At 44.0% G+C, this 26,232-nt stretch carries 21 protein-coding genes; 5 read left to right on the top strand and 16 right to left on the bottom strand.

The genetic code is table 11. From position 1 onward, the window contains the following. Positions 1-95: 95 nt before the first annotated feature. The 4 genes from GJS45_RS21630 to GJS45_RS21645 all read right to left on the bottom strand — a co-directional run bounded on the left by GJS45_RS21630 (position 96) and on the right by GJS45_RS21645 (position 4,892). Positions 96-2,438: an outer membrane beta-barrel family protein gene (locus tag GJS45_RS21630; RefSeq protein WP_162343976.1), complete on the bottom strand. Its 2,343-nt coding sequence runs from the start codon at positions 2,436-2,438 to the stop codon at positions 96-98. Between the two features lie 42 nt (positions 2,439-2,480). Continuing rightward, the gene (locus GJS45_RS21635) at positions 2,481-3,737 is read right to left on the bottom strand and encodes a sensor histidine kinase (RefSeq protein ID WP_162343977.1); all 1,257 of its coding nucleotides are present in this window, start codon (positions 3,735-3,737) and stop codon (positions 2,481-2,483) included. Further along, positions 3,734-4,417 carry a response regulator transcription factor gene (locus tag GJS45_RS21640; protein WP_162343978.1) on the bottom strand — a complete coding sequence of 228 codons (684 nt, stop codon included), beginning with the start codon at positions 4,415-4,417 and terminating at the stop codon, positions 3,734-3,736. The genes GJS45_RS21635 and GJS45_RS21640 overlap by 4 nt, the downstream gene beginning before the upstream one ends. Before the next feature lie 148 nt (positions 4,418-4,565). After that, the gene (locus GJS45_RS21645) at positions 4,566-4,892 is read right to left on the bottom strand and encodes a HesB/IscA family protein (RefSeq protein WP_162343979.1); all 327 of its coding nucleotides are present in this window, start codon (positions 4,890-4,892) and stop codon (positions 4,566-4,568) included. A gap of 340 nt (positions 4,893-5,232) precedes the next feature. On the opposite strand from GJS45_RS21645, the gene thiL reads away from it, so the two are divergent. After that, complete coding sequence (gene thiL / locus GJS45_RS21650) at positions 5,233-6,264, top strand: thiamine-phosphate kinase (RefSeq protein WP_162343980.1); 1,032 nt, start codon at positions 5,233-5,235, stop codon at positions 6,262-6,264. A 24-nt stretch (positions 6,265-6,288) separates the two neighbouring features. Here the strand turns inward: thiL and GJS45_RS21655 are convergent, their stop codons facing one another. Next, the gene (locus tag GJS45_RS21655; protein WP_162344043.1) at positions 6,289-6,666 is read right to left on the bottom strand and encodes a hypothetical protein; all 378 of its coding nucleotides are present in this window, start codon (positions 6,664-6,666) and stop codon (positions 6,289-6,291) included. Then, positions 6,656-8,074: a 23S rRNA (uracil(1939)-C(5))-methyltransferase RlmD gene (rlmD, locus tag GJS45_RS21660; RefSeq protein ID WP_162343981.1), complete on the bottom strand. Its 1,419-nt coding sequence runs from the start codon at positions 8,072-8,074 to the stop codon at positions 6,656-6,658. Before rlmD ends, GJS45_RS21655 begins: the two co-directional genes overlap by 11 nt. An 88-nt stretch (positions 8,075-8,162) precedes the next feature. Here rlmD and GJS45_RS21665 point away from each other — a divergent pair, with 88 nt between their 5' ends. Both GJS45_RS21665 and GJS45_RS21670 read left to right on the top strand, forming a co-directional pair. Further along, positions 8,163-8,975, top strand: a complete 813-nt coding sequence (locus GJS45_RS21665; RefSeq protein WP_162343982.1) for an SDR family oxidoreductase — start codon at positions 8,163-8,165, stop codon at positions 8,973-8,975. Between the two features lie 6 nt (positions 8,976-8,981). Continuing rightward, entirely contained in the window at positions 8,982-12,980 is a 3,999-nt protein-coding gene (locus GJS45_RS21670) for an AAA domain-containing protein (protein WP_162343983.1), read from the top strand. A 65-nt stretch (positions 12,981-13,045) separates the two neighbouring features. Here GJS45_RS21670 and GJS45_RS21675 read toward each other — a convergent pair whose 3' ends face one another. The 4 genes from GJS45_RS21675 to recQ are packed head-to-tail and all read right to left on the bottom strand — an operon-like array spanning position 13,046 to position 18,430. Continuing rightward, entirely contained in the window at positions 13,046-13,528 is a 483-nt protein-coding gene (locus GJS45_RS21675) for a gliding motility lipoprotein GldH (protein ID WP_162343984.1), read from the bottom strand. Then, positions 13,518-14,894, bottom strand: a complete 1,377-nt coding sequence (locus GJS45_RS21680) for a PSP1 domain-containing protein (protein ID WP_162343985.1) — start codon at positions 14,892-14,894, stop codon at positions 13,518-13,520. The genes GJS45_RS21675 and GJS45_RS21680 overlap by 11 nt, the downstream gene beginning before the upstream one ends. 51 nt (positions 14,895-14,945) lie before the next feature. Next, positions 14,946-16,241, bottom strand: a complete 1,296-nt coding sequence (gene purD, locus GJS45_RS21685; RefSeq protein WP_162343986.1) for a phosphoribosylamine--glycine ligase — start codon at positions 16,239-16,241, stop codon at positions 14,946-14,948. A gap of 11 nt (positions 16,242-16,252) precedes the next feature. After that, positions 16,253-18,430 (bottom strand): DNA helicase RecQ, encoded by a 2,178-nt coding sequence (gene recQ, locus GJS45_RS21690; protein WP_162343987.1) that lies wholly within the window; start codon positions 18,428-18,430, stop codon positions 16,253-16,255. 98 nt (positions 18,431-18,528) lie between these two features. On the opposite strand from recQ, the gene GJS45_RS21695 reads away from it, so the two are divergent. Then, on the top strand, positions 18,529-19,497 hold the full coding sequence (locus tag GJS45_RS21695; protein ID WP_162343988.1) for a KpsF/GutQ family sugar-phosphate isomerase: 969 nt from the start codon (positions 18,529-18,531) through the stop codon (positions 19,495-19,497). A 2-nt stretch (positions 19,498-19,499) separates the two neighbouring features. Then, positions 19,500-20,576 carry a mannose-1-phosphate guanylyltransferase gene (locus tag GJS45_RS21700; RefSeq protein ID WP_162343989.1) on the top strand — a complete coding sequence of 359 codons (1,077 nt, stop codon included), beginning with the start codon at positions 19,500-19,502 and terminating at the stop codon, positions 20,574-20,576. Positions 20,577-20,698: 122 nt separating this feature from the next. Here the strand turns inward: GJS45_RS21700 and murQ are convergent, their stop codons facing one another. The 6 genes from murQ to accD all read right to left on the bottom strand — a co-directional run bounded on the left by murQ (position 20,699) and on the right by accD (position 26,168). Then, positions 20,699-21,532, bottom strand: coding sequence for an N-acetylmuramic acid 6-phosphate etherase (gene murQ, locus GJS45_RS21705; protein ID WP_162343990.1), 834 nt, complete (start codon positions 21,530-21,532; stop codon positions 20,699-20,701). Beyond that, positions 21,529-22,371, bottom strand: coding sequence for an N-acetylglucosamine kinase (locus GJS45_RS21710; RefSeq protein ID WP_162343991.1), 843 nt, complete (start codon positions 22,369-22,371; stop codon positions 21,529-21,531). The genes murQ and GJS45_RS21710 overlap by 4 nt, the downstream gene beginning before the upstream one ends. After that, positions 22,372-22,599 carry a cytochrome b5 domain-containing protein gene (locus tag GJS45_RS21715; RefSeq protein WP_162343992.1) on the bottom strand — a complete coding sequence of 76 codons (228 nt, stop codon included), beginning with the start codon at positions 22,597-22,599 and terminating at the stop codon, positions 22,372-22,374. A gap of 51 nt (positions 22,600-22,650) precedes the next feature. Continuing rightward, positions 22,651-23,808, bottom strand: a complete 1,158-nt coding sequence (locus GJS45_RS21720; protein ID WP_162343993.1) for a formimidoylglutamase — start codon at positions 23,806-23,808, stop codon at positions 22,651-22,653. An 86-nt stretch (positions 23,809-23,894) separates the two neighbouring features. Then, positions 23,895-25,199: an NADH:ubiquinone reductase (Na(+)-transporting) subunit F gene (nqrF, locus tag GJS45_RS21725; RefSeq protein WP_162343994.1), complete on the bottom strand. Its 1,305-nt coding sequence runs from the start codon at positions 25,197-25,199 to the stop codon at positions 23,895-23,897. A 126-nt stretch (positions 25,200-25,325) separates the two neighbouring features. Then, positions 25,326-26,168 carry an acetyl-CoA carboxylase, carboxyltransferase subunit beta gene (accD, locus tag GJS45_RS21730; protein WP_162343995.1) on the bottom strand — a complete coding sequence of 281 codons (843 nt, stop codon included), beginning with the start codon at positions 26,166-26,168 and terminating at the stop codon, positions 25,326-25,328. Positions 26,169-26,232: the final 64 nt, after the last annotated feature.

Here is a 26,232-nt window from a genome sequence, read left to right on the forward strand (position 1 = left end):
TATTTTTCAAGACATTGGTTTTGTTTTTGCCATAAACAAAAAAAAACCGAGCTTCTCTGAAACCCGGATTTCCATCCATTTTTAACCTAATTAAATTAAAATCGATACCTGCCACTTACCATGACGAAGCGGGATTCTCTTTTAGCATAAAAGGTTTGTCTGAAGGTGTTGGTTAGGCTATTTCCTGCAAACCTTCGTGTATCAAATACGTCCCGAAGGCTTATTGAAAGGGCTCCTTTATTCTCCCAAAAGCTTTTTTGAACATTTACGTCCATGTAATATTGAGATAGATCCTTCCCCTGGGCCTCTATTTCCGCAGATTCATAATTACCTACAAGCTGCAGACTAAATCCTCTGGGAAGCTCGAAGCTGTTCATTAACTTCGAATTCCAGGCAAAGCCCTGGTTGACAAATTCCTCCCCGATGTTCGAGCCATCTACTCGTATTTGGAAAGCAGTCACACTTCCATTGATGTTCCACCAAGGACTGATATCGGTAATACCTATAAACTCCACCCCGTAAGATGATGCCGTATTAAGGTTCGCAGGTTGGGAATAAGAGATTCCGTTTTCGATAATGGTAACAAAATCCAACTGCCCATCCACGTGTCGGTAAAATAGATTGGTCGTCAGGCTAGAATTTTCAAAGTTGGCCAGGTGTCCGAATTCAAGTGAATGGATCATTTCGGGCTGCAAATTGGGGTTTCCTCGTCGCACACTAAGGGAGTCAGTGATATCCGGAAAGGGATTTAGCCTCCAGGAAGTGGGCCGGTCTATCCTCCTGCTATACGAGAATTTCAAGGAATTCTCTTCATTTAACTTATATAAGGTTTGCAAACTGGGGAACAAATTAAAATAGTTCTGCTGATTCGATTCCCCTGTGTTGGCCAAATAGGTATCTACATAGGTATATTCCCCCCGCAAACCTGCTGTGTATTCAAAACGCTTTGACGAACCCGAGTAAATCAAATAGCCAGCGTGAATCTGATCGTTGTACACAAAGCGATTACTAATATCCGGGTCGGGAACAAAGTCCTGGATGTTTTCTTCAAAGCGGGTATAAATGTAATCGTTATCAAATTTCCGAATGGTGGACTTCAGCCCTGCCTCTACCTTTGCTCCCGAAGCAAGGGGAGTAGTATAATCCGTCTGAATGACGGTTGTGTATCGTTTTTCATCTGTGAATGCCCGCTCTCTACCATTTAGATTTTCTTCCAGAGGCTCTGAGGTATTCCTGAATATATCAATTCTCTGTATTTTATATTGATTTCGATAGGAATTGCTTGCCATTACTTTGAAACTCTTGTCGGGACTGTCAAAGGTTCGTTCATAGATCAAGGCGTTGTCTATGCCATCATCCGCCTCGGTTTCCCGGTTTCTTCGAACATATTCCAGCACCAGATCGTTGGATTCAACATCCCTCAGATCAGCGTATAAGGTATTCACCTGACTATCGTCACTGGATTGAAAAAAGCCCTCGTAACTGATGATGTTATTTCCAAAGTAATAATCGCCTCCAAAATTGAGATTATGACCGAGGTTTTCACTCGTAGAATTGGTGTTTTGATTGAGTATTTCGCCGTCCTCAAATATTTCCCGTTCGGTTCGCCGCTCCCCAATGGAACGCCACCTTCGGAAGTTGTAACCGCCAAAAACATTGTACTTCAGTGTGCGGTGGTTTATATTGACACCTGCGTTCATCCTACCTCTGGTGCCATAGGTTAACTCCCCATTTCCATGGGTGCCTAAGCTCTGACCCTTTTTCAAAATAATATCGATTACCCCGGCCTCTGCTTCCGCATCATACCTGGCGTTGGGATTGTTGATAATTTTTATCTGTTCGATTGCACTAGCGGGAATTTGATCCAGGTTTTGAGTTAGTGAGGAATTTCTCCCATTGATCAGGACATTTGTCCCTGAGCTTCCTCTCAGGGTAATGGCTCCATCCTCCGAGACACTGACTGATGGGGTATTTCTTAGAATATCCAGCAGGGTGCCACCTAAATTTGACAAATTTTGACTGGGGTTGATGGTAAGCCCCTCTGCATCGGATCGAATCGGAAACTTGGACGATTGGACGACTACTTCTTCCAGATCTTGATTTTCCGGAATCAATTCGATTGGGTCCAATACCCGGTTTTGTTGGAGGTTAATTGTTACTTCCTTTTCATCGAATCCAATTAGAAAAAAGCGAAGAATGTAATCTCCGGTGGGGGCACGTAGGGTAAATTCTCCTTCATCGTTGGAATCGGAAAAGGTAAGCGGTCGTTCTTCACCCGGTTTGTAGAGGGCAACTTGCACAAAGGAAAGCGGATCATTGCTCCCCCCGTCTATCAGACTTCCCTTTACTGAGAATTCTCCGGTTTGTCCATACCCTTTCCCGGCAAGAGCCAGGAAAAGGATACAGAGACTTAGATAATATAGTTGGTTTAATTTCATGGTCGTTACTGTTATGATACAAGTATAAGCAGACAATCTGATTCAATTTTGAAGTTGAATACTTACCCGGTGTTCTTCTTTAATAAATTGATAGTCGAGGATAAAACCATGAATCCTACATATTTGTTGAACAATAGATAATCCCAAGCCAATGGACTCACTGTTTGGGTTTCCTTTTTTGAACCTATCCAAGTATTCAGTAACGTTGGCTTTGGGTGTTTTTCCTTTGTTTCTGAAAGTCAGATGGTTAGGGGTTGCTTCAATCTTTATATAACCCGGCTTTTCATTGTGCTTAATGGCATTACTAAGCAGGTTTTCGATCAGCATCTCGGCCATGTGTGGGTGCATCTCGATTTTTATGCCCGGTTCTATATGGTGATGAAGGGCGATGTTTTTTATAACTACCAATTCTTCATACCCAGCGATGGAATTTTTTAGCAAACCAGATAAATCCACCAACTGGTTTCCTTCAAACTCCTGGTTTTCCAATTTGGCTAGGGTTGCTAACGAATTTACAATTTTACTCATCTTTTGAGTGGATTGGTAAGCCGCTGCTATCCACCTAGCCTGTTGGTCGGTAATGGGGCTATTCAACAAGAGCTCCAGCTTACCAGATGTAATTGCGATGGGTGTTTGTATCTCATGCGAAAGGTTTTCCGAAAATTCCTTCACAATTTTATAATCACCCAGCATGCGTTCAGACATTCTATTGAGAAACTCGTGCAATTTTTCAAATTCTTCTATTCGGCTAGGTTCAAAAACCAGCGGTTGATTCTCTTTAAAAGTAAATTCTCTAATTTTAGTCAAGCTGGAATGAAAGGGTTGAAGGATTTTTTTAGAAACCAGCCTGCTGGTAACGGCAATAAAGATCAATAGCAATAAAAATATGGCAACCATGGTCTGTACAACGGTTTCGGTAATATCGTCAGACTCAACCATGATGTCGTACATAGACATGTAGTAATGCTTGCCATTTATCAGGTAGGACCTACCTGCTTTAACTTGCCGTTCCACCTGTTCCAAAGGTTGGTGCCAAGCCAGCGTGTCACCCAATTGAAAGGGAATCAGTGCTTGGTCCGATGGAAGTTCCTTAATTTCAAGCCTTTCCTTACTCAGACTGGAAGGGTTATCCATGGACTCCATTTTCCGCGCATAGCGGTCGAGGTGTCTCTCCAGTTCCCTACCTTGCTCAAAGTCAATCTCTGACTCCAGTTTATAAAAAATAAGTATTCCCCCGATTAAAAATACAATAACCGATATTCCTAAATACCATATGGTAAACTGGTTAATTAACTTCATTCTTTCGCCGTATTGAACTTATAGCCGATGCCATAGACGGTTTCGATATAATCGGTACCGCCCGCCAGGCAGATTTTTTTCCGGAGGTTTTTTATGTGTTGGTATACAAAATCAAAATTGGCCAGGTCATCGGTATAATCTCCCCATAGGTGCTGGACAATGGCCTGCCTTCCCAGTACACGGTTTTTGTTGGTAAGGAAAAATACCAACAAGTCAAATTCTTTTTTGGTGAGATCAAGAAGGTTTTGATTTACTGTCACTTCCAGGTTTTCGGGATTTACCTGAATTTCATTAAAAATCAATTTATCCGAGCCCCCGAGTTGATTTCTTCTGTACAGTACCTTTAAGCGAGCATGTAGCTCGGCCAAATGAAAGGGTTTTGTCATGTAATCATCTGCACCTAAATCGAGTCCGTCCAATTTATCTTGGAGGGAATTTTTGGCCGAAATGATTAAAATATTACTGCTATCTTGATTTTTTTTAATAAAATCAATCAGGTCCAGTCCATTTCCATCCGGAAGCATGATGTCCAGTATAATACAGTCGTAGGGGTAAACGAGTAGTCTGTCCTGAGCATCGAAACAATTATCGCAGGACTCGCATACAATCCCTTCGGATTCCAGAAATTCCCGAATATTATTCGAGAGTTCCAACTGATCCTCAATAAGCAGAATTTTCATCGATCGAATTTCGTCTTCATTTTTGAAGCAAATTTGAAGTGTCTAATGCCTCTGTAGGTATATGGTATCGGATAAAAGCAATAAAAAATCCCAAAACAAGAAGGGATATCATCCTGTTTTGGGATTAATGGCTACCGGTTAGGCTGGCCTAAATGGAGAAACTTTCCCCGCAACCACAGGTTCTGGAGGCATTGGGATTTACAAATTGAAATCCTTTTCCATTCAAACCGTCAGTAAATTCCAAGGTAGTTCCCGCCAGGTAAAGTAAACTCTTCCTGTCTACAATTATCTTTACACCATTATCTTCGAATACATGGTCTGTTTCTGAAGTACTGCCGTCAAAACCCAAGTCGTACATGAGTCCCGAACAGCCGCCTCCTTTCACAGAAACCCGGATATTTTCTTCCTCTTTTCTATTCTCTTCCTGCTTCAATTCTAGGATTCGATCCCTGGCTTTTTCTGAAACGATGATCATCTCTTTTCAAATTTAAATTGGCGTGCTCATTTAATAATAGTAAACCGAGTGAGCCCAAAATTAATTCCATCACGGTCCATTACAAAGGTAATAAAATCCGGATACAATGTGAATCGCTCTGATTGTCATTTTAGCTTGTATGGAAGAGGGTACAGCCCTGGAAATTCGGAGACGGACCCGCTGGTTTTGATGCCCGTATGAAAGTGATTTGAAACCGTTGTCGCATACCCCTGAAACCAAGATGCACTGGCATCATTGGTTCGGCTGCAAATTAATCGTATTTTTACATTTTGAAAATTAGGCTGAGGTATTTAAATCAGCAGGTCAGCAATAAGACTGTATGGATAAAGAACAAAGAACGGAAATAGAAACAATCGGGGAATTTGGATTAATTGATTTAATCCGTAAAAAAACCTCCCTGAAACACCCAGGGTCATTAAAAGGAATTGGTGACGATGCGGCGGTGTTGGGTCCAACGGATTTGGTTCGTGTGGTGACTACGGACATGCTCTTGGAGGGAGTACATTTTGACTTGTCCTATATTCCGCTCAAGCATCTTGGCTTTAAGGCAGTGGCCGTAAATGTCAGTGATGTAGCGGCCATGAATGCCCTTCCCACCCAAGTTACCATTAGTATCGCCCTTTCTAACCGGTTTTCGGTGGAGGCAGTGGAAACCTTCTACGAGGGGGTTAATCTGGCGGCCGAACATTACAACATCGATGTAGTAGGAGGAGATACCACCGCTTCCAGATCAGGTCTGGTCATCAGCATTACCGCTATAGGGGAAGCTAAAAAAGAGCAAATTAGTTATAGATCAGGAGCAAAGGTTAACGACATCATTTGTGTCACCGGAGATTTGGGAGGGGCATTTATGGGGCTCCAGGTATTGGAAAGAGAAAAGCAGGTTTTCTTATCAGACCCCAACATGCAGCCCAAACTGGATGCCTACCCGTACATTACCGGCAGGCAATTGAAACCGGATGCGCGAATGGATATCATTCACGAACTGCGTGAACTGGGTCTGGTGCCTAGCAGCATGATGGATATCTCCGATGGGTTGGCTTCCGAACTGTTTCACATTTGCAAGGCATCAGATGTAGGGGTAGCGATATATGAAGATAAGCTGCCGATAGATAAGCAAACCTACGATACCGCCCTGGAGTTTAACCTGGATCCCATTACTTGTGTGCTGAATGGGGGAGAGGATTACGAACTCCTGTTTACGATTGATCAGAAAGACTTCCCCAAATTGGAGAAGCATCCCGATATCCACTTTATTGGCCATGTGACGGCTCCCGATGAGGGCAAACTCTTAATTACGAAAAGCCAAACGGCTGTTCCACTAAAAGCACAGGGGTGGAAGCATTTTTGACCCGTATAACCCAGCGAATGGAAGTCATTCGTTAGGGTAAGGGATGTACAGAAAATTGGTGAAGGTCTCATCAACCACGAACAGGCAGCAAAACTCATCAGGATCCTTGTAGGTGGCTTTAAACTGTTCCAAAGCATCCTCTTGAATCAATTTTCGTTGGATAAACTCATCCAGATAGGTAATGTAATAATTCCAGTCTATGGGCTTTTCCCTGTTACTGAGAAAAAGCTGCCCAATGGGTTGTTCTTCCTTGCTGATCGGGAAAATGGGGTATTCAGAAAAGCCCCTTTTTCTCACCTGGTAGGAAGCTTCTTTCAAATTCTCACAGATTTTGATAAAATCACTACTGATGGTTCCGAGATACTTCCCATTGAGTTCCGGATCGTTATCGTTACTGATCATCATTGCTTTTTAATTCTAGTAATACTACGTTTTCTACATGATAGGTTTGCGGAAACATGTCTACCGGCTGAATCCGTTGTACGTGATACTTTCTCGAGAGCAGGGCAATGTCCCTTGCCTGAGTGGCCGGATTACAACTCACGTACACGATTTTCGGAGCTGCTAACCGAAGCAGCATTTCGACCACGTCCTCGTGCATTCCCGCCCGGGGAGGGTCGGTAATAACCACATCCGGTTTCTGATGTTGGCTCACAAAGGTTTCGTTAAGAACCGCTTTCATATCGCCAGCATAGAACAGCGTATTGGTGATGCCATTGAGCAGGGCATTTTCTTTTGCATCGGCTATCGCAGGTTCCACGTATTCAATGCCGATGACCTGCTGCGCATTTCCGGCTACAAAATTTGCAATGGTGCCTGTTCCGGTATATAAATCATAAACCGTTTCTTCTCCCGTTAATCCAGCAAATTCCCTGGCAACCTGATATAAACGATAGGCCTGCTGGGAGTTGGTTTGGTAGAACGATTTTGGCCCGATTTTAAACCGAAGCCCTTCCATGGTTTCTTCGATATGGTCTTTCCCAGCGTACACCTGTACATCCAAGTCCTGAAAAGTTTCGTTTTTCTTGAGATTGACGATGTACAATAAAGAGGTGATCCCTGGAATATTTTCTTTTAAAAAGCGCATGACTTTTTCGATTCCATCCCGGTCATCCTCGCCAAACTGAACAATAACCATCACCTGGTCTTCCTGTGCGGTGCGAATAATGAGATTTCTTAAAAGACCTGTCTGACCGATAATGTCATAAAAAGAAAGGTTTTCTTCCAGGGCGAAATCCCTCAGGCCATTTCGGATTTCATTTGAAAGCGATCCCTGCAGGTAGCAATGTTTTATATCCACGATCTTGTCAAATCGCTTGGGAATGTGGAAACCCAGGGCGTTTCGTTCAAATTCCTCTCCCGAATCGATTTCTTCGCGGGTCAGCCAACGGTTGTTGGAAAAAGTAAAGTCCAGCTTATTCCGGTAATAGCGAGTGTTCCCGGCACCAATAATGGGCATTACCTCAGGCAAGGGAACTTTTGCTATGCGTTGGAATTGGTCCACCACCTGCTGTCGTTTGTAGGCCATTTGGAGTTCGTACGAAATATGTTGCCATTTACAGCCTCCACAAGTGCCAAAATGCTCACAAAAAGGAATGACCCTGTCTGGAGAATGTTCGTGAATGTGAATGGCCTCAGCTTCCATAAAACTACTTCTTCCGCGGGTTACCCGGGCATCCACCAGGTCACCGGGTGCCACATTGCTCACAAATACCACTTTTCCCTCATGATGTCCGACACATTTTCCTTCTGTCGCTATTCGCTCTATTTTAAGGTTATGAAGAACCTTATTTTTCATTTTCCTTGACATAGGTTGCAAAATTAGTCAATTTCGATCAAAGGGATTTACTTTGGATCGCTTGCTTTCATCTTTTTGAGTAACTTGAAACATAAATTTAATGGATGTAAAAAATAAAGTGGTCGTCGTTACGGGTGCTACTTCAGGAATTGGTACTGCTTGTGCCCGGACTTTTGGTAAAGCAGGTGCCCGAATATGGATCACCGGGCGAAGTCAGGTAAAATTAGATGCTACCCTGGTAATGCTTCAGAAAGAAGGCATTACCTGCGCCGGAGCGGTCTGCGATGCCGGCGACCCAGCTCAAAACGAGCAAATGGTACAAGACGTTTGTCAAAAATTTGGGGGAGTGGATGTATTGATCAACAATGCCGGGATCAGTATGAGGGCACTTTTCAGGGACCTTGATTTAGAGGTATTTCACCAGGTGATGGCTAGTAACTTCTGGGGGACCGTTTATGCCACCAAATACTGTATGGAAGAAATCATAAAGAATAAAGGTGCCATTATAGGCGTGTCGTCCATCAATGGTTTCAGGGGAACTCCAGCCAGGACGGCTTACACCGCCAGTAAATTTGCCATGAACGGGTTTCTGGAAGCCCTTCGGACGGAAGTAATGAAGCTGGGTGTACATGTTTTGGTCGTTTGTCCGGGGTTCACCGCTTCCAATATCCGTAATAACGCCCTTACGGCTGATGGAAGTCCTCAGAAAGAATCTCCCAGGGATGAAGAGAAAATGATGACGGCCGAGCAGGTGGCCGAGTCCATTTTGAAAGCGTTGATCAAAAGAAAAAGAGATTTGGTGCTGACCAGGCAAGGAAAACTGGCCTCATTTTTGAATAAATGGGTACCAGGAATCATGGATCAGGTGGTGTACAATCACATGGCAAAAGAAAAGGATTCACCCTTCAAATAAAAACGGATGCTTAAGGATGTTTTTAAGGTATACCTGAACCGTTTGGTTGATCTCTCATCGAATAACCGGTCCATTTTTCTTCCAAAAATCATCCAGTATCAGATGATTGATCTGAAAGATTTTCATTTTTTGAATAATCACCCTTCTTTTTTTTATATCACTGAATTGCTCGGTAGGAAGCGGAGCATACCGCTGATTCAGGTATTGGACTCAAGAGATAAAAACGTAAATCAGCTTTCGCTTCGCTTAAAACGCTTGCAGCATCAGGTTCGCTTTGCCGTCGAGGAAACAGGAGAAAAAAGCCTGTTCGTAGGTTGGCCTTTTGTGGAAGGTAAATTGGGAAATGAGCAACTGATCCGCTGCCCCTTGATTTTTTTCCCGGTCGATTTGGTGCTGGAAGATAAAACATGGTACCTGAAGAAGAGTGTCGGAGAATTACCGTTTCTGAACCCTTCTTTTCTCTTGGCCTATAGCCAGTCTCTTGGCAAACCGTTTGACAAGGAATGGCTGGAGCTTTCCATGGAAGATTTCAGCAAGGATCCCATGGGTTTCCGTACAGATCTTTATCACTATCTGAAAAATCAGGTCGAATTAAACTTCAATCGCGAAATCTATCAGGATAAGTTGGCGTTTTTCCCCGATCAGAATCGGGAGTATTTTGAGCAAACGTTTGACACGGGAATTCTTCGTCTTCAACCTTACGCGGTGGTGGGACAATTTTCGCAGAAAAGTTCTTTTCTGATGGACGACTATGAGCAGTTGATGCGAAGCGTCAGTCATACGGATTTGGAGGAATTATTTTCCGATAAATTCGGGAACCCGGAAAGCTCCCTGCATCAAGCACAGGAAAACAACCTGTACACCACCTTTCCCATGGATGCCAGCCAGGAAGAAGTGATCAAGCATGTAAAATCTGGAAATTCCTGTGTGGTACAAGGGCCTCCAGGTACCGGCAAATCACAACTTATCTGTAATTTGGTCGCTGACTTTACGTCCCGGGGGAAAAAAGTGCTGGTGGTTTCTCAAAAACGAGCCGCATTAGATGTGGTCTATGAGAGGTTGGCATCCCAGGGAATGGCTAATTTTACCGCTTTGATCCATGATTACCGCGGAGACCGAAAAGAACTTTACAAGAAAATTGCTCATCAGATCAGTTCGCTTGAAAATTACCAGGCCTTAAACCGGTCCCTGGATGCCATCCAGTTGGAGCGTACATTTAGCCAAATGTGCCGGAATATAGAGAAGTATTCCGATTTTTTTGACGAATACAAACAGGCACTTTTTGACCTGAAAGATTGTGGTGCTCCGGTTAAAGAACTGTACCTGACCTCCGACTATGGGGAGGAAGGAATAGATTTGACCCAGTTTTACAGGTTTTTCAAGCTGGATGAACAGGATGCGTTTTTGAGTGATTTCGAACAGTACCAATACTACTACCGAAAATTTCAGGTCGCTTCTTCATTCTGGCTCCACCGGGTTAATTTCGCTGAAATGGGTCCTGAGGCTGTGCGGGGAGTTTCCGGGACTTTTCAGGAACTCTCCTCGGTAAAACAGACAGCCAAAAAAGACCTGGATTCCATGCTCGCCGATACGTTTGAATACGGACTTATTTATCAATCTTTTCAGCAAAAAGAAAAGATTGAAACCTTAATGAAAACCATCAACAGTCCGGAGATTTTTGAAAAATTTAAAGTCTTCATGAGCAAAGACCCGGCTGAGCTGGACAGGCTGTGGTTGGAAAATAAAGTGGATATGGTTCGCAAGCTACTTTCAGAGGAGGGAGTGGAATGGGAAATCGGAGATAATGAGGTGGAAGAAGTGCTAAATAAAGCGGTTCAGGCAAGCAAACAGGTAGAATCCTGGTATGGCAGAATGGCGGTAAGTCTGGATGGGAAAAAATATAAAGAGGTACTTTCGCTGCTCGAAAAAAATGACCTGAAACGGGAAAAGAAGGATATCCGGCTTTTAATTCACAAACTGGAGAACCGGATGAATCTGAATCATCAATACACCTTGCTGGCGCAAAAGACCTGGATAAAGCTTCCGGAAAAACCATTTTCCATTCATTCATTTAACCAAATGGCCACCGTACTGGTGAAAGCAATGAACGCCCGATTTATCATGCAGGAGTTAGGGGTGTTGGCATCTTACTTTTTTAAACCGCAATTTTCGTATTCTCATTTCCAAAACCTGTTAGAGGGAGTAACGATCATCAATGATTGGGTGGAGGCACATTTTGATACCTGGAGAAAGTACCTTAGTGAAATCCAGATCAAGCATTTATTGAGTTCAGCAGATGAGGAAAAACTTAATGAGGTAAAGAAAGGCCTTGCCAAAGACGTGGATGAATTGATCCGATTTGACCGGCTGAGAAGTCAGATGGAAGAGGATGCTAAAAAAGTAGCCGAGAAAATCATGGATGAATATCCGCTTGCCGAATTTAGCGAGCTAAAATCCCTCTTTCTTTCCAGTCTCAAAGTAAGTTGGGTAGGACATCTGGAGGCAAAGTACCCGGTATTGAAGGAAATAAATGGTCCTCAGATTAAGAGCTATATTACCGATTTCGAGCATTCGGTAGAGGAAAAGCTGAAAACGGCAAGGTTTATCGTGGAATTGCGTTTGCGAGAAGGGGTTTGTCAGCATCTGGAATATAATCGCCTGAATAACCTTATTACCTACAGAGAGCTGGCCCACCAGGTGGGCAAAAAACGGCAGATTTGGTCCGTAAAGAAATTAATCTCATATTATCGCGACGAAATTTTCAGATTGGTGCCCTGTTGGCTGGCTTCTCCTGAGACGGCCTCGGCCCTTTTTCCCCTGGATCAGGAGTTTGACCTGGTGATTTTTGACGAGGCTAGCCAGTGTTATTTCGAAAGAGGACTTCCGATGATGCTTCGTGGCAAGCAGGTGGTCGTAGCGGGGGATCGGCATCAGCTGCAGCCCTACGACCTTTACCAGACCCGATTCCAAGCGGAGGAGGAGGAACGCATGGAACTGGAAATTGATGCGCTGCTGGACATGGCCTCCAAGTATTTCCCTACCTTTCATTTAAGCACCCATTACCGGAGTGCTACTTTGCCGTTGATTCATTTTTCCAATGAGCACTTTTATGAAGCGAAACTCTACATGTTGCCCGACAGGAAGGTGATAAACAGCGGTCACAAGGGCATACAACTGATCGAAGTCGAAGGTGTATGGGAAAATCAAACGAATCAGGCAGAGGCGGAGGAAGTACTGAATCAGATTCATATTTTGAGGGCCAAATTTCCATTGGAAAGCATTGGAGTTATTACTTTCAATTACTATCAGATGCTATTGATTATTGGATTGATTGAAGGGGATGAAAACCTCTCAGATGCTTCGCGGATACGGGTAAAAAATATAGAGAATGTGCAGGGAGATGAATTTGATCGGGTCGTTTTTTCTACCGGTTATGCAAAAAATCCCGAGGGAAAATTCACGGCCAATTTTGGGCTATTGTCCAGAAAAGGAGGAGAGAACAGGCTTAATGTAGCCATTACAAGAGCCAGAAAGGAAAATATCCTGATAACAAGCCTACGAACCGGATACTTCAATGAACGCCACTTGCAAAACCCTGGAATCCGATTGCTTCGGGAATACATCCGCTACGCCGGTGCCATACAGGAGGGAGAAATGCCAGAGACTACGCTGCAGGTGCCGGGATATAACCGCAGTTGGTCCTTGAAGGATCGACTTATGGGGACCTATGGTAATCATGAAGTGGGGGAAAACCCCTACCTGCGGGTGATGGACCTCGAGGTCCGGGAAGGCCAAAAAGCAGTAGCAGCTATTCTCACGGATGATCAGCGCTTCTTTTCTTCAAAGTCTGCTAAGGAAGCCTTTGTATACCATCCCCAGCTATTGACTTCCCGGAACTGGAATATCGTGTTTCTTTTTAGCCGGCAATATTGGTTGGACAAGGAGGATCTACTGCAGACCAAAATTTCTCAAGGGAGTTTCTCCGGGGAAGACTCTTCCAGCTGATACGGAAATCACTCCACTGTCATGGCTTGGAGGGATCTCTTGGTTTTTCCGAATCCAGGGTTTTACTACTGCGCTGTTCCTCCGGTTATTTTTATTCCAACCGACTCTATCCCTATTAGAGAATCTTTTCTCATATACTGGATTAAATGGAGGCTAGATCCAATGGGAACCTCCTGTCCGGGAAGGGTGTCGTATACGGTCCTTCTGTTTCCAAATCCTTTCCCCAGCGGAACCCCCGTTTTGGAGTCAAACAGTCCTACATTTAACAGTGAGTCCATTAAAACCGTTTGAAGGCTATCTTTGAGAAGGTACCTGACGTAAAGGTTATGGTATTCATAGTTGTCGTTGTACCGTATCCCTACCGAGGCGGTGACTGGAGCGGTTGTTTCCAGGGAATCGACTACAAACGAAACGGTATCCGTCACTATCCAGCGCTGCGAGCTAATATCCTGAAATGACTCGTACAGCCGGTCCTGATTGCAGCCAATTGAGACCGGCAGGGTCAAAAGTAACATCCATAGGATTTGCCTTCTTTCGTTACTTCTCATCAGCGGACCCTTTGTCGGGTTTGTTTTGTCCCCCCCTGTTTCGGTTAGGATTTGGTTTTCTTTTTCGATTACGCGGGTTATTTCCGGCTGCCTTTGAATCAGAACCTCCCGGTTTTTCCTGAGATTGTGAAGGTTTTTCCGGGGAATTTCGGCTTTTATTTCCACGCTTTGGGTTTCGATTGTTTCGACGGGGTTTATTTGGTGGAGTCCCCCCCTCTCCAGCCGACTGTTCCGGGTTGTTAGGGTTGGGTTTTCGGTTTTTCGGTTTTCGTTTCTTTTTTCTTTTGCCCTGTGAGAATTTTTTGTCTAATAACTCTAAATCTTCATTGGTTTTATTCTGGTCATATTCTCCTTCAAATGCCTTATCTTGTTTTAGGCTAAAGGGCGTAATCCCCTTTTCGTTTTGTTCTAGGATTAGCTGTACGCGATCACAGTCTATGGAATGCCAGTTATTGTCGTCGTTATAACTAAACCACATTAACCTTCTGAAGATATCTGTTTTTTGGAGTTTGGCGGGGCCTGCTTCGGTGAGCAGGGGCTTCTCAATTTTTGGAATATCCTTCAAGGCCATCAAATAGCTATCCAGCTCAAAATTAAGACAGCACTTCAACCGGCCACACTGTCCGGAAAGCTTGCTGGGGTTCAGCGACAGGTTTTGGTACCTGGCCGCAGAAGTCGTCACGCTTTTGAAATCATGGATCCAGGTAGAGCAACATAGCTCCCTGCCGCAGACACCGATCCCTCCCAATCTGCCAGCCTCTTGCCTAAGGCTTATCTGCCGCATTTCGACTCGGATTTTAAACTCGGATGCCAGCAGTTTTATCAATTCCCGGAAATCAACCCGGTCATCGGCAGAATAATAAAAAGTAGCCTTGGAATTATCTGCCTGGTACTCCACATCAGAAAGCTTCATAGCAAGCTTGATTTCATCGATAATCTGCTTACTCCGGTAGATGGTGGGGATTTCCCTGTTTTTTGCCTCCTGCCATTTTTCCAGGTCTTTTTGGGTGGCCACCCGGTAAATAGCCGTGATGGTATCGTCATTTTTGACTTTCCTTTTTTGCATCTGTAGCCGGACTAGTTCGCCCTGAAGGGATACATAGCCGATGTGATGTCCATTTGGTACATCCACAACAACGGGGTCACCCGTAGTCAGCTGCAAAAGGTTGGTGTTTCTAAAATAATCCTTTCTTCCTCCTTTAAATTTTACTTCGACAACATCGAATTTATCTACTTCTGGTATTCCCATGTGGGAAAGCCAGTCGAACGTATTCATTTTATTGCAATCCTCTGTACCACAGCTTCCGTTATTCTGGCATCCGCCACCGGCATTGGCATCGGTACTGCAATTGGTGCATCCTGACATAATTCTATCTATTTATAGGGAGTTTCCTCCTCGTGAAAATAGGGAGTCAATTCAATTTCCGAGTTCCAGAATGTCCTGTCCGATATCCCTCCGGAAATTGACCATTTCCCAACTAATTTGGTTTACCCGCTCATAGGCGCTTCCAATGGCTTCTTCTGTGGTTTCACCTAATCCGGTTATTCCCAATACCCTTCCTCCATTTGTAGCCACCGCTCCGGAGCCTGTAGCTAGCGTCCCTGCATGGAAAGTAATGGTTTGGTCAGGCCCTGGTTTTTCCAATCCGGAAATGATTTTACCCTTTTCGTAAGCACCAGGGTATCCGCCAGCGACCATGACAACCGTAGCTGTTTTGGCGGAAGCGGTTTGAAGTTTATAATGATCTAATTTTTTTTCCGCAATGGCTTGCAATAATTCCACGAAATCACTTTCTATTCTTGGAAGAACGGCCTGCGTCTCCGGATCGCCCATGCGTACATTGTATTCGATGACGTAGGGCTCGCCTTTCATATTCATAAGCCCGATAAACAGAAATCCTCTGAAATCGATACCCGCTTTCTTTAGCCCTTTTATGGTGGGTTGGACGACTTTTTCTTCCACCTTTTTCATAAAACCGGCATCGGCGAAAGGTACGGGGCTTATGGCACCCATACCGCCGGTATTGGGGCCGGTATCCTTTTCTCCTATGCGTTTATAATCTTTAGCTTCCGGAAGAATCTTGTAATTTTCCCCATCAGTGGCTACGAAAACAGAAAGTTCAATGCCTTCCAGGAAGGTTTCCACCACTACCTTGGAGGAAGCTTCTCCGAATTTATGACCCACAAGCATCTCCTTTAAGCTGGCCTCAGCCTCAGAAAGGCTGGCACATATCAATACCCCTTTTCCAGCCGCTAATCCATCGGCTTTGAGGACTATGGGCAGGTTTTGAGTTTTCAGGTAGTTGATTCCCTCTTGCAGGCGGTCCTCTGTGAACGTGGCGTAAGAAGCGGTAGGAATACCATTCTCCCTCATGAATTCTTTGGAAAAATCTTTGCTTCCTTCCAATTGTGCCCCTGCTTTGCCAGGCCCAACGATGGGAATGCCAGCTGTTTTTGGATCCCCAGCTAAAAAGTCGCGCAAACCGTTTACCAAAGGCTGCTCGGGACCGACAACCAATAAATGTACCTCCTGTTCCTGACAAAAATTACTGATGCCAGGGAAGTCATCGACAGCAATGGAAATATTTTGTCCAAGCGCATGCGTTCCTGCATTTCCCGGGGCAATCCATAACGTTTTACAATGTGCACTTTTATTTATTTTCCAGGCAAAGGCGTGTTCCCTGCCACCGCTTCCTAAAAGCAATATGTTCATGTATGTATCTGTTAATTGGCGTGATCTGAGATGAATTTGATTCGGTATACCCTTACTTCCTCCTCTGAGAAGTCTTCGTCTTCCAATTCTGCCATGGCTTCCCGAATTTTATCAGATTCTGCCGTCATAAAATAATCATGGAGTGCTTCTTCTCTCTCGTCATCCATGATATTTTGTATGTAATAATTGATATTCAATTTGGTACCGCTGTAGATGATTTGCTCAATCTCGTGAAGCAATTCATTCATGCTAATATTTAAATTAGAGGCGATCTCATCCAAATCTATTTTTCGGTCGATTTGTTGAATGATCGTAATTTTCACCTTGGATCGGGTGCCGGATGTTTTTACCACCACATCGGAGGCGGTAATGATTTCGTTTTCGTCTACGTAATTCTCGATTAGTCGTAGAAAACTGGCCCCGAATTTAGTGACTTTACCCATTCCCACGCCATTGATCTGAGCAAGTTCCTCTTTACTCGTGGGATAGACCGTCGCCATTTCTTCCAGGGATGGATCCTGAAAAACCACGTATGGTGGCAGGTTTTTGGCTTTTGCTACCTTTTTCCGTTCAGCTTTCAGCAGTTCGAAAAGCTTCTCATCATAGGCTTTCCCCATACTATTCATTTCCTCAGCGGATACGGTTTCCGCCATCTCTTCGAAGTTATGGTTCTTACTCAGTTTGACAGGGTAAGGGGCTTTTAAATAGGGTTCACTCTTTTTGGAAAGCAAAATGATGCCGTAATTTTCAATATCTTTTTCGAGTAATCCAAAAATCATCGCCTGGCGAATGACCGTTTTCCAGTGGATCTCATCCTTATCCTTTCCGACTCCAAAAGTGGAAAGTTTATCGTGATCGTAGCTCTTGATGTATTCATCAATTTCACCCCGAATAAGCCCGACGATATGATCCATGCTAAATCGCTGATTGGTTTCCTTTACGGCTTCAATGGCGATGGTGATGTCCTCCTGTCCATCAAAGGTTTCCTTGGTTTTTTTACAATTGTCGCAAAAACCACAATCTTTATCCAGCGTTTCCCCGAAATAATGGAGCAGGAAGCGTCGTCTGCAAACCGAACTTTCGGCATAGGCCGCCATCTCCTGCAGCAGTACTTTTGCGTTTTCCCGCTCGTTGACAGGTTTATCCTTATTGAATTTCTCCAACTTCATGATGTCCTCATAGCGGTAAAACATGAGGCAATGCCCTTCCAGCCCATCCCTGCCGGCTCTCCCGGTTTCCTGGTAGTAGCCTTCCAGTGATTTGGGCACATCGTAGTGGATCACGTATCGGACATCGGGTTTATCAATGCCCATACCAAATGCAATGGTAGCGACAATGACATCCACTTCTTCATTAAGAAAATCATCTTGATTTTTTACCCTCACATGTCCATCCAGACCGGCATGATAGGGGGAAGCTTTGATTCCATTTACCTGTAATAGCTCGGCAATTTCTGCTACTTTTTTTCTGCTCAGGCAATAAATAATTCCAGACTTCCCTTTTTGGGATTTGATGTATTTGATGATTTCTTTTTTGGCCTCATTTTTTACTTTCGGCCGTACCTCGTAATACAGGTTGGTTCGGTTGAAGGAAGATTTAAAAAGATCTGCCTCTTCCATTTGAAGGTTTCGCTGAATATCCTGCTGAACCTTAGGCGTGGCCGTGGCTGTCAGGGCAATAACCGGTAAATTATCTCCTATCTGAGAAATGATGGATTTGATTTTTCGGTATTCAGGCCTGAAATCATGACCCCATTCTGAAATGCAATGGGCCTCATCGATCGCTACAAAACTGATGGAGGCATTTTTTAGAAATTGCACATTTTCTTCCTTTGTAAGGGATTCAGGTGCCACATAGAGTAGTTTGGTAAGCCCTGCAGAGACTTCACGTTTTACCCGGTTGGATTCCGATTTACTTAAGGTCGAATTAAGAAAGTGGGCATTTATACCAAAGGTGTTGAGTTGATCCACCTGGTTTTTCATCAATGCTATCAAGGGGGAAATGACGATAGCGGTACCGTCTTTGGAAACAGCGGGCAGTTGGTAGCAGAGAGATTTCCCTGCTCCTGTTGGCATGATTACAAATGTATTATTTCCCTTGAGTATGTTTTCAACGATGAGTTGTTGGTTTCCTCGAAACTGATTGAAACCAAATATTTTTTTTAGATTATCTTTTACTGCGTTATCCACTACACGAATAGTTTAATGAGTTGCTACATGCCAATCATTAAAGTTTAAGGTAAATCTTTTCTACCTTTATACAAAAATAACAATTAACAACTCTAAAATTGAATTTACTAAAAAATATTAAAAACAAGGCAATTAAAGTGCTTCAAAACGAAGCCGATGCGCTATTAAATCTGATCCCTCATATTGGGGGTGATTTTGAGGCCTGCGTGCAGGATTTATTGCAGGCATCCGGTAGGGTGGTGGTCACCGGAATTGGGAAAAGTGCCATTGTGTCAAACAAAATTGTGGCGACGTTGAATTCTACAGGGACTCCTTCTTTATTTATGCATGCAGCCGATGCAATTCATGGTGATTTAGGTATGATAAAAAAAGAAGATTTTGTAATATGCGTATCCCAAAGTGGTAGTACACCGGAGATAAAAGTCTTGGTCCCTCTACTTAAGCAGCTGGGAAATAAGTTGATAGCACTGGTGGGTAACCGGGACAGCTACCTGGCGAAACAAGCAGATTATGTTTTATTTACCGGGATCGAGGAGGAAGCCTGTCCCAATAATCTGGCACCGACCACCAGTACCACGGTTCAGATGGCCATGGGCGATGCACTGGCTGTGTGCCTGCTTTCTGCCAGGGGGTTTACGGCCGAATCTTTTGCCCGGTTTCATCCTGGTGGAGCCTTGGGCAAACAACTTTACCTGAAGGTAGGAGACCTGATGGACACGTCCCTGCTTCCTTTGGTAAGTGAAGACGCTTCCCTTAAGGAAGTGATTGTTGAAATAAGCAGCAAACGTCTTGGGGCTACCGCTGTGGTGAATAAGCAGGGACGGTTGGTAGGTATCGTGACAGATGGGGACTTAAGGAGAATGCTTCAAATGAATCCGGATCTTTCCCAAATCCTTGCGGGAAGTATTATGTCCAAAGAACCGAAGACGATTGGAGAGGAGGAATATGCCGTAAAAGCCCTTGGTTTGATGCGCTCGTATAATATCACGCAACTGGTCGTGACGAAAGGTGATGAAGTCGTTGGCTTCATTCATATACATGATTTAATGAAGGAAGGTATTGTATAACTATGGAAGTAGAGGATAGGTACATTGTTATTTTAGCCGGGGGTATTGGCATCAAGTTTTGGCCTACCAGTCGGTATCACAAACCCAAGCAATTTTTGGATTTGCTAGGGACCGGGCGTTCGTTATTGCAAATGACCTTTGACCGGTTCAGACCCTATTACGATAATAGTCAGTTTATCGTTGTTACCAATACCCGATACCTGCCGCTGGTAAAAGAGCAACTTCCGGAACTGTCAGACGAGCAGCTGCTGGTGGAGCCTTTAAGGCGGGACACTGCCGTATCCATTGCGCTGGCTAGCTATAAAATAAAAAAATTAAACCCCAATGCCCGGGTGTTGATTAGTCCCTCAGACCAAGTGATTTTTAATGAGAAAGCATTTTTTGAAGCCATCGAATTAGCCATGGAAGGGGCCATGGAGTCAGGAAATTTAGTCACGTTGGGCATCCGGCCCAACCGTCCGGATACCAGTTATGGATACATTCAGTATTTTCCGGAAGAAGGAAAAACCGTAAAAAAAGTGAAAACCTTTACGGAAAAGCCAGACCTTTCCCTGGCTACTACTTTTCTGGAAAGTGGCGATTTTGTTTGGAATTCAGGGACGTTCATTTGGAAGAATGAGAGTATCATCGCATCCTTTGAAATGCATCTTCCAGAAATAGCGGAAGTCTTTGAAGAAGGGGAGATGTATTTTTGTACCGAAAATGAGCGAGCATTTTTGAAAAAAGCCTATAGCTTAATCAAAAATATTTCCATAGACCATGGGGTCTTGGAAAAATCGGATGAGGTATTCACCGTTTTGGGAGATTTCGGATGGTCCGATTTGGGATCCTGGCAAAATCTTTACGAGGTAAGTAAAAAAGACGAGAAGAAAAACACGGTACTGGGAGAAGCACTACTCTACGATACCGAAAACTGCTTCATCAAGTTGCCCAAAGACAAGTTGTTGGTGGTGCAGGGCTTAAAGGACTATTTGATAAGTGATAGCGATAACGTATTATTGATTTGCAAATTAGGTGATGAAGGGAAATTCCGTGAATTTGTCACAGATGCAAAGAAAATTGATGAGCGCTTTATTTAAAGTAGAACGGGGCAAGGCTTACTGCGACCGGCAAATTCACAGCATACGAAATTCCTTTCCGGTAAATTGAAAAGGACCACTCAATAGGATCCTTCGCTAAATTTCAGCTTTCAGGGAAAATTTCAATTTACGCTGCCAGCATTATCCCCTGATTCTTTTTCGAAAGCGGCTACTGCATTTCTGACCGAGCCATGCTGATGCAGCATTTCGTTTGCTTTCTTTTCGTTTAGTCCGGTAGCTTCCATGATCATGCGGGTGCCTCTCTGCACTAATTTCTTATTCGAAAGCTGCATGTCCACCATTTTGTTACCTTTTACCTTACCCAATTTGATCATGACACTGGTAGAAATCATGTTGAGAGCTAATTTTTGGCCTGTTCCCGACTTCATTCGGGTACTGCCGGTAACAAACTCCGGACCGACCACGACTTCTACCGGGAAAGAAACGGATTTGGCAAGCGGACTTCCTTCGTTACAAGTAATACAACCTGTTAGCAAGCCCGCAGCACCTGCCGCTATTACCCCACCGATGACATAAGGAGTGGTACCTGAGGCAGCAATGCCAATGACTGAATCTTGTTCATTAAACCCGTGCTTTTGAATATCTTTCCAGGCTTGATCGGGATCGTCTTCGGCATTTTCAACGGCTTTTCGGATGGCATGATCTCCCCCTGCGATCAGGCCAATGACCAGGTCATGAGGTACTCCATAGGTAGGTGGACACTCGGAGGCATCCAAAATCCCCAACCTTCCGCTGGTGCCCGCGCCTATGTATATCAATCGCCCTCCCTTTTGCATGCGAGACACAATGGCTTCAATCAAGGCTTCTAGTTGCGGTAGGGCTTTAAGTACGGCCAAGGGAACGGTTTGATCCTCTTTATTCATATTGGTCAGCAATTCGTTGACCGACATGTTTTCCAGGTGATCGTAAAACGATGGGCTTTCGGTAGTGCTCATATCTTTTTTTGATGGTATAAGGTCAAGCCTGCTATGGGGGTTTCGATAATCGTTTTTATTTGTATCTGCAGGTCTTCACCCACTTTTCGGAGTACGTCGTGATTGTAATAGGCGATGGATCCGACGAAATTTACCGGTTTTTCCTGATAATTATCGTAACGCATCACATGGCGGTAGAAAAAGTCTTTGAAACCATCGTAGATCAGCCGGTAGCAGTAAGGGTCTGATTTATGCTGGGTGATGAAGGTGCAAAATCCAGCCATGTACCGGTTGGGAAAGGGTTTTTTGTAAACATTGTCCTGTATTTCAAATATGGACAGGTTATAAGTTTTGATGCATGCTTCACGGATGGATGCAGGCATGTCATCATAGATAAAATCCTGTAAAAAATGTTTGCCGATATAGGATCCCCCTCCTTCGTCACCTAAAAGGTAGCCTGGAGACGGACGACTCCGGGTAATCGTTTCCCCATCGTAGTCGCCACTGTTGGAGCCGGTGCCCAAAATGCACGCTATCCCGGGCTCGTGTCCGCAAGTTGCCCTGGCAGAAGCCAGCAAGTCGTGGTCCACGAATACCCTTGCTGTCGGGTACAAACTGTTGATTGCCTGGCGAACGGATTCCTGATTACTTTGTGAGGTGCAACCTGCCCCATAAAAGTGAACTTCATCGACTTGTTCCCTTAATTCCAGTAGGGGGGGAGCATTAAGGCCCGCAATCATATCCGTTTTGGTCTGGTAATAGGGATTAAACCCTATTGTTCTGAATTGGGTCACGGAACCATTCTTTTGGATTACCCGCCAATCGGTCTTACTGGAACCACTGTCTGCGATGAGGATCATTTATTTTAAGTAGCCTATAGGTTCAAATTTATCAAATACATTTGCGGTATGAGGGGCGTTATTTAATTCCTCGGTTAGGTCCTGTCCCGCCCAGTGTTCGTAGTGACGCCCATTTTTCCAAAGCTTGGAATTCCCGAGATCATAAATCTTTCCGCAGAAAGCTATCCAAATTTCGGGCTTGTCCTGACCGTTTCGTAGGGCCAGTTGGTTTTTTGAAAGGAAAATCATGAATTAACTTTCCTGCAAATATACCACAGGATCCGCACTTTTCATCATTAATCAGTAGAGTTTGAGCTGGGAGTTGACCCATCGTTCCGGGATTTCCCCCCGTTGGGCCGTTTGGTAGTCCTGATAGCTACAGGGGATGATGGTGTCCCTGTTAAACCTTTCGTTTTGGTTTTTGGGTATTTCCATCCACCATTTTCCGCTTAATTTGCTTTTGTAAAAATGCAAAATGGAGGGTTTGGAATCTAGAGAAACCGTGTATTTTATATAATCGTTGCTTTGGAAGGACAGGCTGTCTTTTCGCTGGTAAAAGCCCTCAATAAAATACCAGATCATCGTCGCAATGACAGAGGCCGTTTTTCGACGGGGATCGTCCAAATCAGAATGGTACCCATAAATACCTATAGAGCTCAATTTTTCATTCATTCCCGCAAACCAACTGATTTGACAGGCCTCTTCTGCACTCAGCCCAAAAGGTTGGGCATCTATCGCACCGGGAGCATCTGATGAATGGATGGCACAGATATCGAAACTCAGCAGGTCTGCATTCCGAATAAGCGGCTCTGTTTCTTTGAAGCTATCTCTTAATTGACCCAACCGGATATGGTCGAAATACAATTTTTCCAATGTAGTTACCAACTCCGGGTCAGTCAGAAAGCTCTGATAGCCAAGGTGGCAATAATTGAACATGTAATTGGGCTCATGCAAAATAATATCCTGCGAATGTATTTCCTGAGCTATTCCCTTGTCTTCCATGTCCATTTTAGCATCCACCGTCAGCAAGCTTACCAGTTTGTTCATGTGTTGGTAAGATTTGAACTGCCCTATATCCAAATCGTGGCTGCCCCCAATAAAGATCGGAAGGATTTGCGATTTCAAAAGAAACGCTCCGATGGTACTTAAAAGTGAAATGGTTTCCTCTCTGTTTTCACCGGTTTTAAGATTCCCCAAGTCGGCAATATTGTAGTTACTTTGCCCCTTTATTAAAGGGTATAATTTTTCACGAATATTTTCGGTACTTCCTGAAGCACCTTCCAGCTGCTCATCCCCGGTGCCGCGGTATTCCTCAATTCCAATCAGTGCGACATGAGTACCTTCCAGATCCGGGAAGGTCTCGGCATGGCAATGAATGTGGTAATAAAAGGCATTGTGTCCAAAGGGCTGGCGTAAAAGTCTTGCAGGAATGGGGTCGAAAAATGGCTGAAGATCCATGGATAATCGTTCGAATTGAAGGACAAAATTAGTGAAAACACATGCAAAAAAAAAGGTCCCGTTAGTAAAACGGGACCTAAATGGAGTTATCCTCCAAAGTCATCAAATCGAATGTTCTCGTTAGGTACTCCCATATCGTCGAGCATTTTCAAAACCGCTGAATTCATCAATGGAGGTCCGCAGAGGTAGTATTCAATTTCATCCGGCTCTTCGATGTCTTTCAGGTAGTTGTCATAGAGTACCTGGTGAATAAACCCGACGTATCCATCCCCTTCCTTGTCGTCAAGGGACTTTTTAACCTTCCAGTTATCTTCTGGTAGGGGTTCGGAAAGACCAATGTGGAAGTTGAAATTTGGAAAGTTTTCTTCAATATCCCTAAAATGGGGGGTGTAGAAGAGTTCTTTCTTTGATCGGCCGCCGTACCAGTAAGATACTTTTCGGTCGGTCTTTTCCGTGTGAAAGAGGTGGAAAAGATGAGAACGCAATGGTGCCATTCCTGCCCCACCTCCAATGTAGATCATTTCCCGTTGTGTAGGATTTATGTGGAACTCCCCATAAGGACCGGAAATAGTAACCTTGTCACCGGGTTTTCTTGAAAAGACGTAAGAGGAACAAATTCCAGGATTCACATCCATCCACTTGTTATTCGCTCTATCCCAGGGAGGAGTAGCAATACGGATCGTAAGCATTACTATGTTTCCCTCAGCAGGATGATTGGCCATTGAATAGGCCCTGAAGATCTCTTCGTCATTTTTCATCACCAAATCCCAGAGACCAAATTTATCCCAATCGCTCTGGTACACATCTTCAGGGTGTTCTAATTCGGGATGGGGCGTAATGTCCATATCCTTAAAGGTAACGGCAATCGGGGGAACATCAATTTGTATGTACCCTCCCGGTTCGAAGTCAAGTGTTTCCCCTTCAGGTAGTTTTACTTTAAACTCTTTAATGAACGTCGAAACGTTGTAATTTGACACCACTTCACATTCCCACTTTTTAATTCCAAAAATTTCTTCCGGAATGCGGATTTTCATGTCATTCTTTACCTTTACCTGGCAAGAAAGTCTGACGTTATTTTGCTTTTCAGCCCTGCTAAGGTGCCCTTCTTCTGTGGGCAAGACTTCACCGCCACCATCTTCTATGGTGCATTTGCACATGGCACATGTTCCTCCTCCTCCGCAAGCCGAAGGAAGAAATATCTTCTTATTTCCCAGGGTGGACAATAAGGTAGAACCGGCAGAAGCTATCAGTGGGTTTTTCTCATCGCCATTGATGATGATTTTTACATCACCCGAGGCAACCAACTTAGACTGGGCAAAAAGAAGAACTAACACCAGTAGCAAGATAATAATGGTAAATGCTACAATCGAGGTAATGATTACTGAACTCATCTAATCAAATTTTAACTTTATCAGTACGTTTAACTGGCTTTTGACTGGTACAAATATATTTATATTTCCTCAAAAGCATTGAATTATCAGGATATTTTAATCCCATGTTTCCTTTGGTATAACTAGCTAATTGCGAAGTAAGTTTAATAAAGTATACATTCTGTTTTTCAACTGACGCCTGTCGATGATAAAATCCAGAAAACCATGTTCCAACACGAACTCTGAGCTTTGAAATCCTCTGGGAAGGTCCTTTCCAATCGTTTCCCGAATGACCCTGGGACCGGCAAAACCAATCAGGGCTCCGGGCTCTGCTAAATTAAAATCTCCCAACATGGCATAAGATGCCGTAACGCCTCCTGTGGTGGGGTCTGTCATTAGGGAAATATAGGGAATACCTGCCTCATCGAGAAGCGCAAGTTTAGCCGAAGTTTTGGCCATTTGCATTAAGCTGAATCCTGCTTCCATCATTCTGGCTCCTCCGGATTTGGATATCATCAAAAAAGGCACCTTGTGCTTTAAAGAATAGTCAATGGCACGGGATATTTTTTCTCCTACCACAGAACCCATGGATCCTCCTATGAAATTGAAATCCATACAGGTAATGACCAGGTCCAAGCCGTTTAGTTTACCCACTCCGGTCCGGGCTGCATCGTTTAGATTCGTTTTGGCTATGGTATCTTTGATCCGGGTAGTATAGGGTTTGCTGTCTACAAAATTCAGAGGATCTCCGGAGGTCATGTCCTTGTCTAATTCTTTGAACTGATTGTCGTCAAAGAGAATTTCAAAATATTCCTTAGAACCTATTTTTACATGATAGTCATCATCGGGACAGACATAGGAGTTGTTTTTTAATTCACGGGTGTGGATGATATTTCCTTTCGGAGTTTTGTACCACAGACCGTCGGGGGTGTCTTTTTTCTCCTCGGTGGAAGTTTTGATTCCCGCATCTTTTCTTTTAAACCAAGCCATAAAGTTTTGTTTAAATCAGCCCAAATGAAATTGGGATTACAAATTTATGCGTATTATCCGTTAA

This window comes from Cyclobacterium salsum, from assembly GCF_010119245.1.
Lineage (GTDB): Bacteria > Bacteroidota > Bacteroidia > Cytophagales > Cyclobacteriaceae > Cyclobacterium > Cyclobacterium salsum.

What these genes read in the sequence shown, in the direction of transcription:
- GJS45_RS21630 (WP_162343976.1), bottom strand. Translation starts at nt 2,438, where the DNA reads ATGAAATTAAACCAACTATATTATCTAAGTCTCTGTATCCTTTTCCTG.
- GJS45_RS21635 (WP_162343977.1), bottom strand. Translation starts at nt 3,737, where the DNA reads ATGAAGTTAATTAACCAGTTTACCATATGGTATTTAGGAATATCGGTT.
- GJS45_RS21640 (WP_162343978.1), bottom strand. Translation starts at nt 4,417, where the DNA reads ATGAAAATTCTGCTTATTGAGGATCAGTTGGAACTCTCGAATAATATT.
- GJS45_RS21645 (WP_162343979.1), bottom strand. Translation starts at nt 4,892, where the DNA reads ATGATCATCGTTTCAGAAAAAGCCAGGGATCGAATCCTAGAATTGAAG.
- thiL (WP_162343980.1), top strand. Translation starts at nt 5,233, where the DNA reads ATGGATAAAGAACAAAGAACGGAAATAGAAACAATCGGGGAATTTGGA.
- GJS45_RS21655 (WP_162344043.1), bottom strand. Translation starts at nt 6,666, where the DNA reads ATGATCAGTAACGATAACGATCCGGAACTCAATGGGAAGTATCTCGGA.
- rlmD (WP_162343981.1), bottom strand. Translation starts at nt 8,074, where the DNA reads ATGTCAAGGAAAATGAAAAATAAGGTTCTTCATAACCTTAAAATAGAG.
- GJS45_RS21665 (WP_162343982.1), top strand. Translation starts at nt 8,163, where the DNA reads ATGGATGTAAAAAATAAAGTGGTCGTCGTTACGGGTGCTACTTCAGGA.
- GJS45_RS21670 (WP_162343983.1), top strand. Translation starts at nt 8,982, where the DNA reads ATGCTTAAGGATGTTTTTAAGGTATACCTGAACCGTTTGGTTGATCTC.
- GJS45_RS21675 (WP_162343984.1), bottom strand. Translation starts at nt 13,528, where the DNA reads ATGAGAAGTAACGAAAGAAGGCAAATCCTATGGATGTTACTTTTGACC.
- GJS45_RS21680 (WP_162343985.1), bottom strand. Translation starts at nt 14,894, where the DNA reads ATGTCAGGATGCACCAATTGCAGTACCGATGCCAATGCCGGTGGCGGA.
- purD (WP_162343986.1), bottom strand. Translation starts at nt 16,241, where the DNA reads ATGAACATATTGCTTTTAGGAAGCGGTGGCAGGGAACACGCCTTTGCC.
- GJS45_RS21700 (WP_162343989.1), top strand. Translation starts at nt 19,500, where the DNA reads ATGGAAGTAGAGGATAGGTACATTGTTATTTTAGCCGGGGGTATTGGC.
- murQ (WP_162343990.1), bottom strand. Translation starts at nt 21,532, where the DNA reads ATGAGCACTACCGAAAGCCCATCGTTTTACGATCACCTGGAAAACATG.
- GJS45_RS21710 (WP_162343991.1), bottom strand. Translation starts at nt 22,371, where the DNA reads ATGATCCTCATCGCAGACAGTGGTTCCAGTAAGACCGATTGGCGGGTA.
- GJS45_RS21715 (WP_162343992.1), bottom strand. Translation starts at nt 22,599, where the DNA reads ATGATTTTCCTTTCAAAAAACCAACTGGCCCTACGAAACGGTCAGGAC.
- GJS45_RS21720 (WP_162343993.1), bottom strand. Translation starts at nt 23,808, where the DNA reads ATGGATCTTCAGCCATTTTTCGACCCCATTCCTGCAAGACTTTTACGC.
- nqrF (WP_162343994.1), bottom strand. Translation starts at nt 25,199, where the DNA reads ATGAGTTCAGTAATCATTACCTCGATTGTAGCATTTACCATTATTATC.
- accD (WP_162343995.1), bottom strand. Translation starts at nt 26,168, where the DNA reads ATGGCTTGGTTTAAAAGAAAAGATGCGGGAATCAAAACTTCCACCGAG.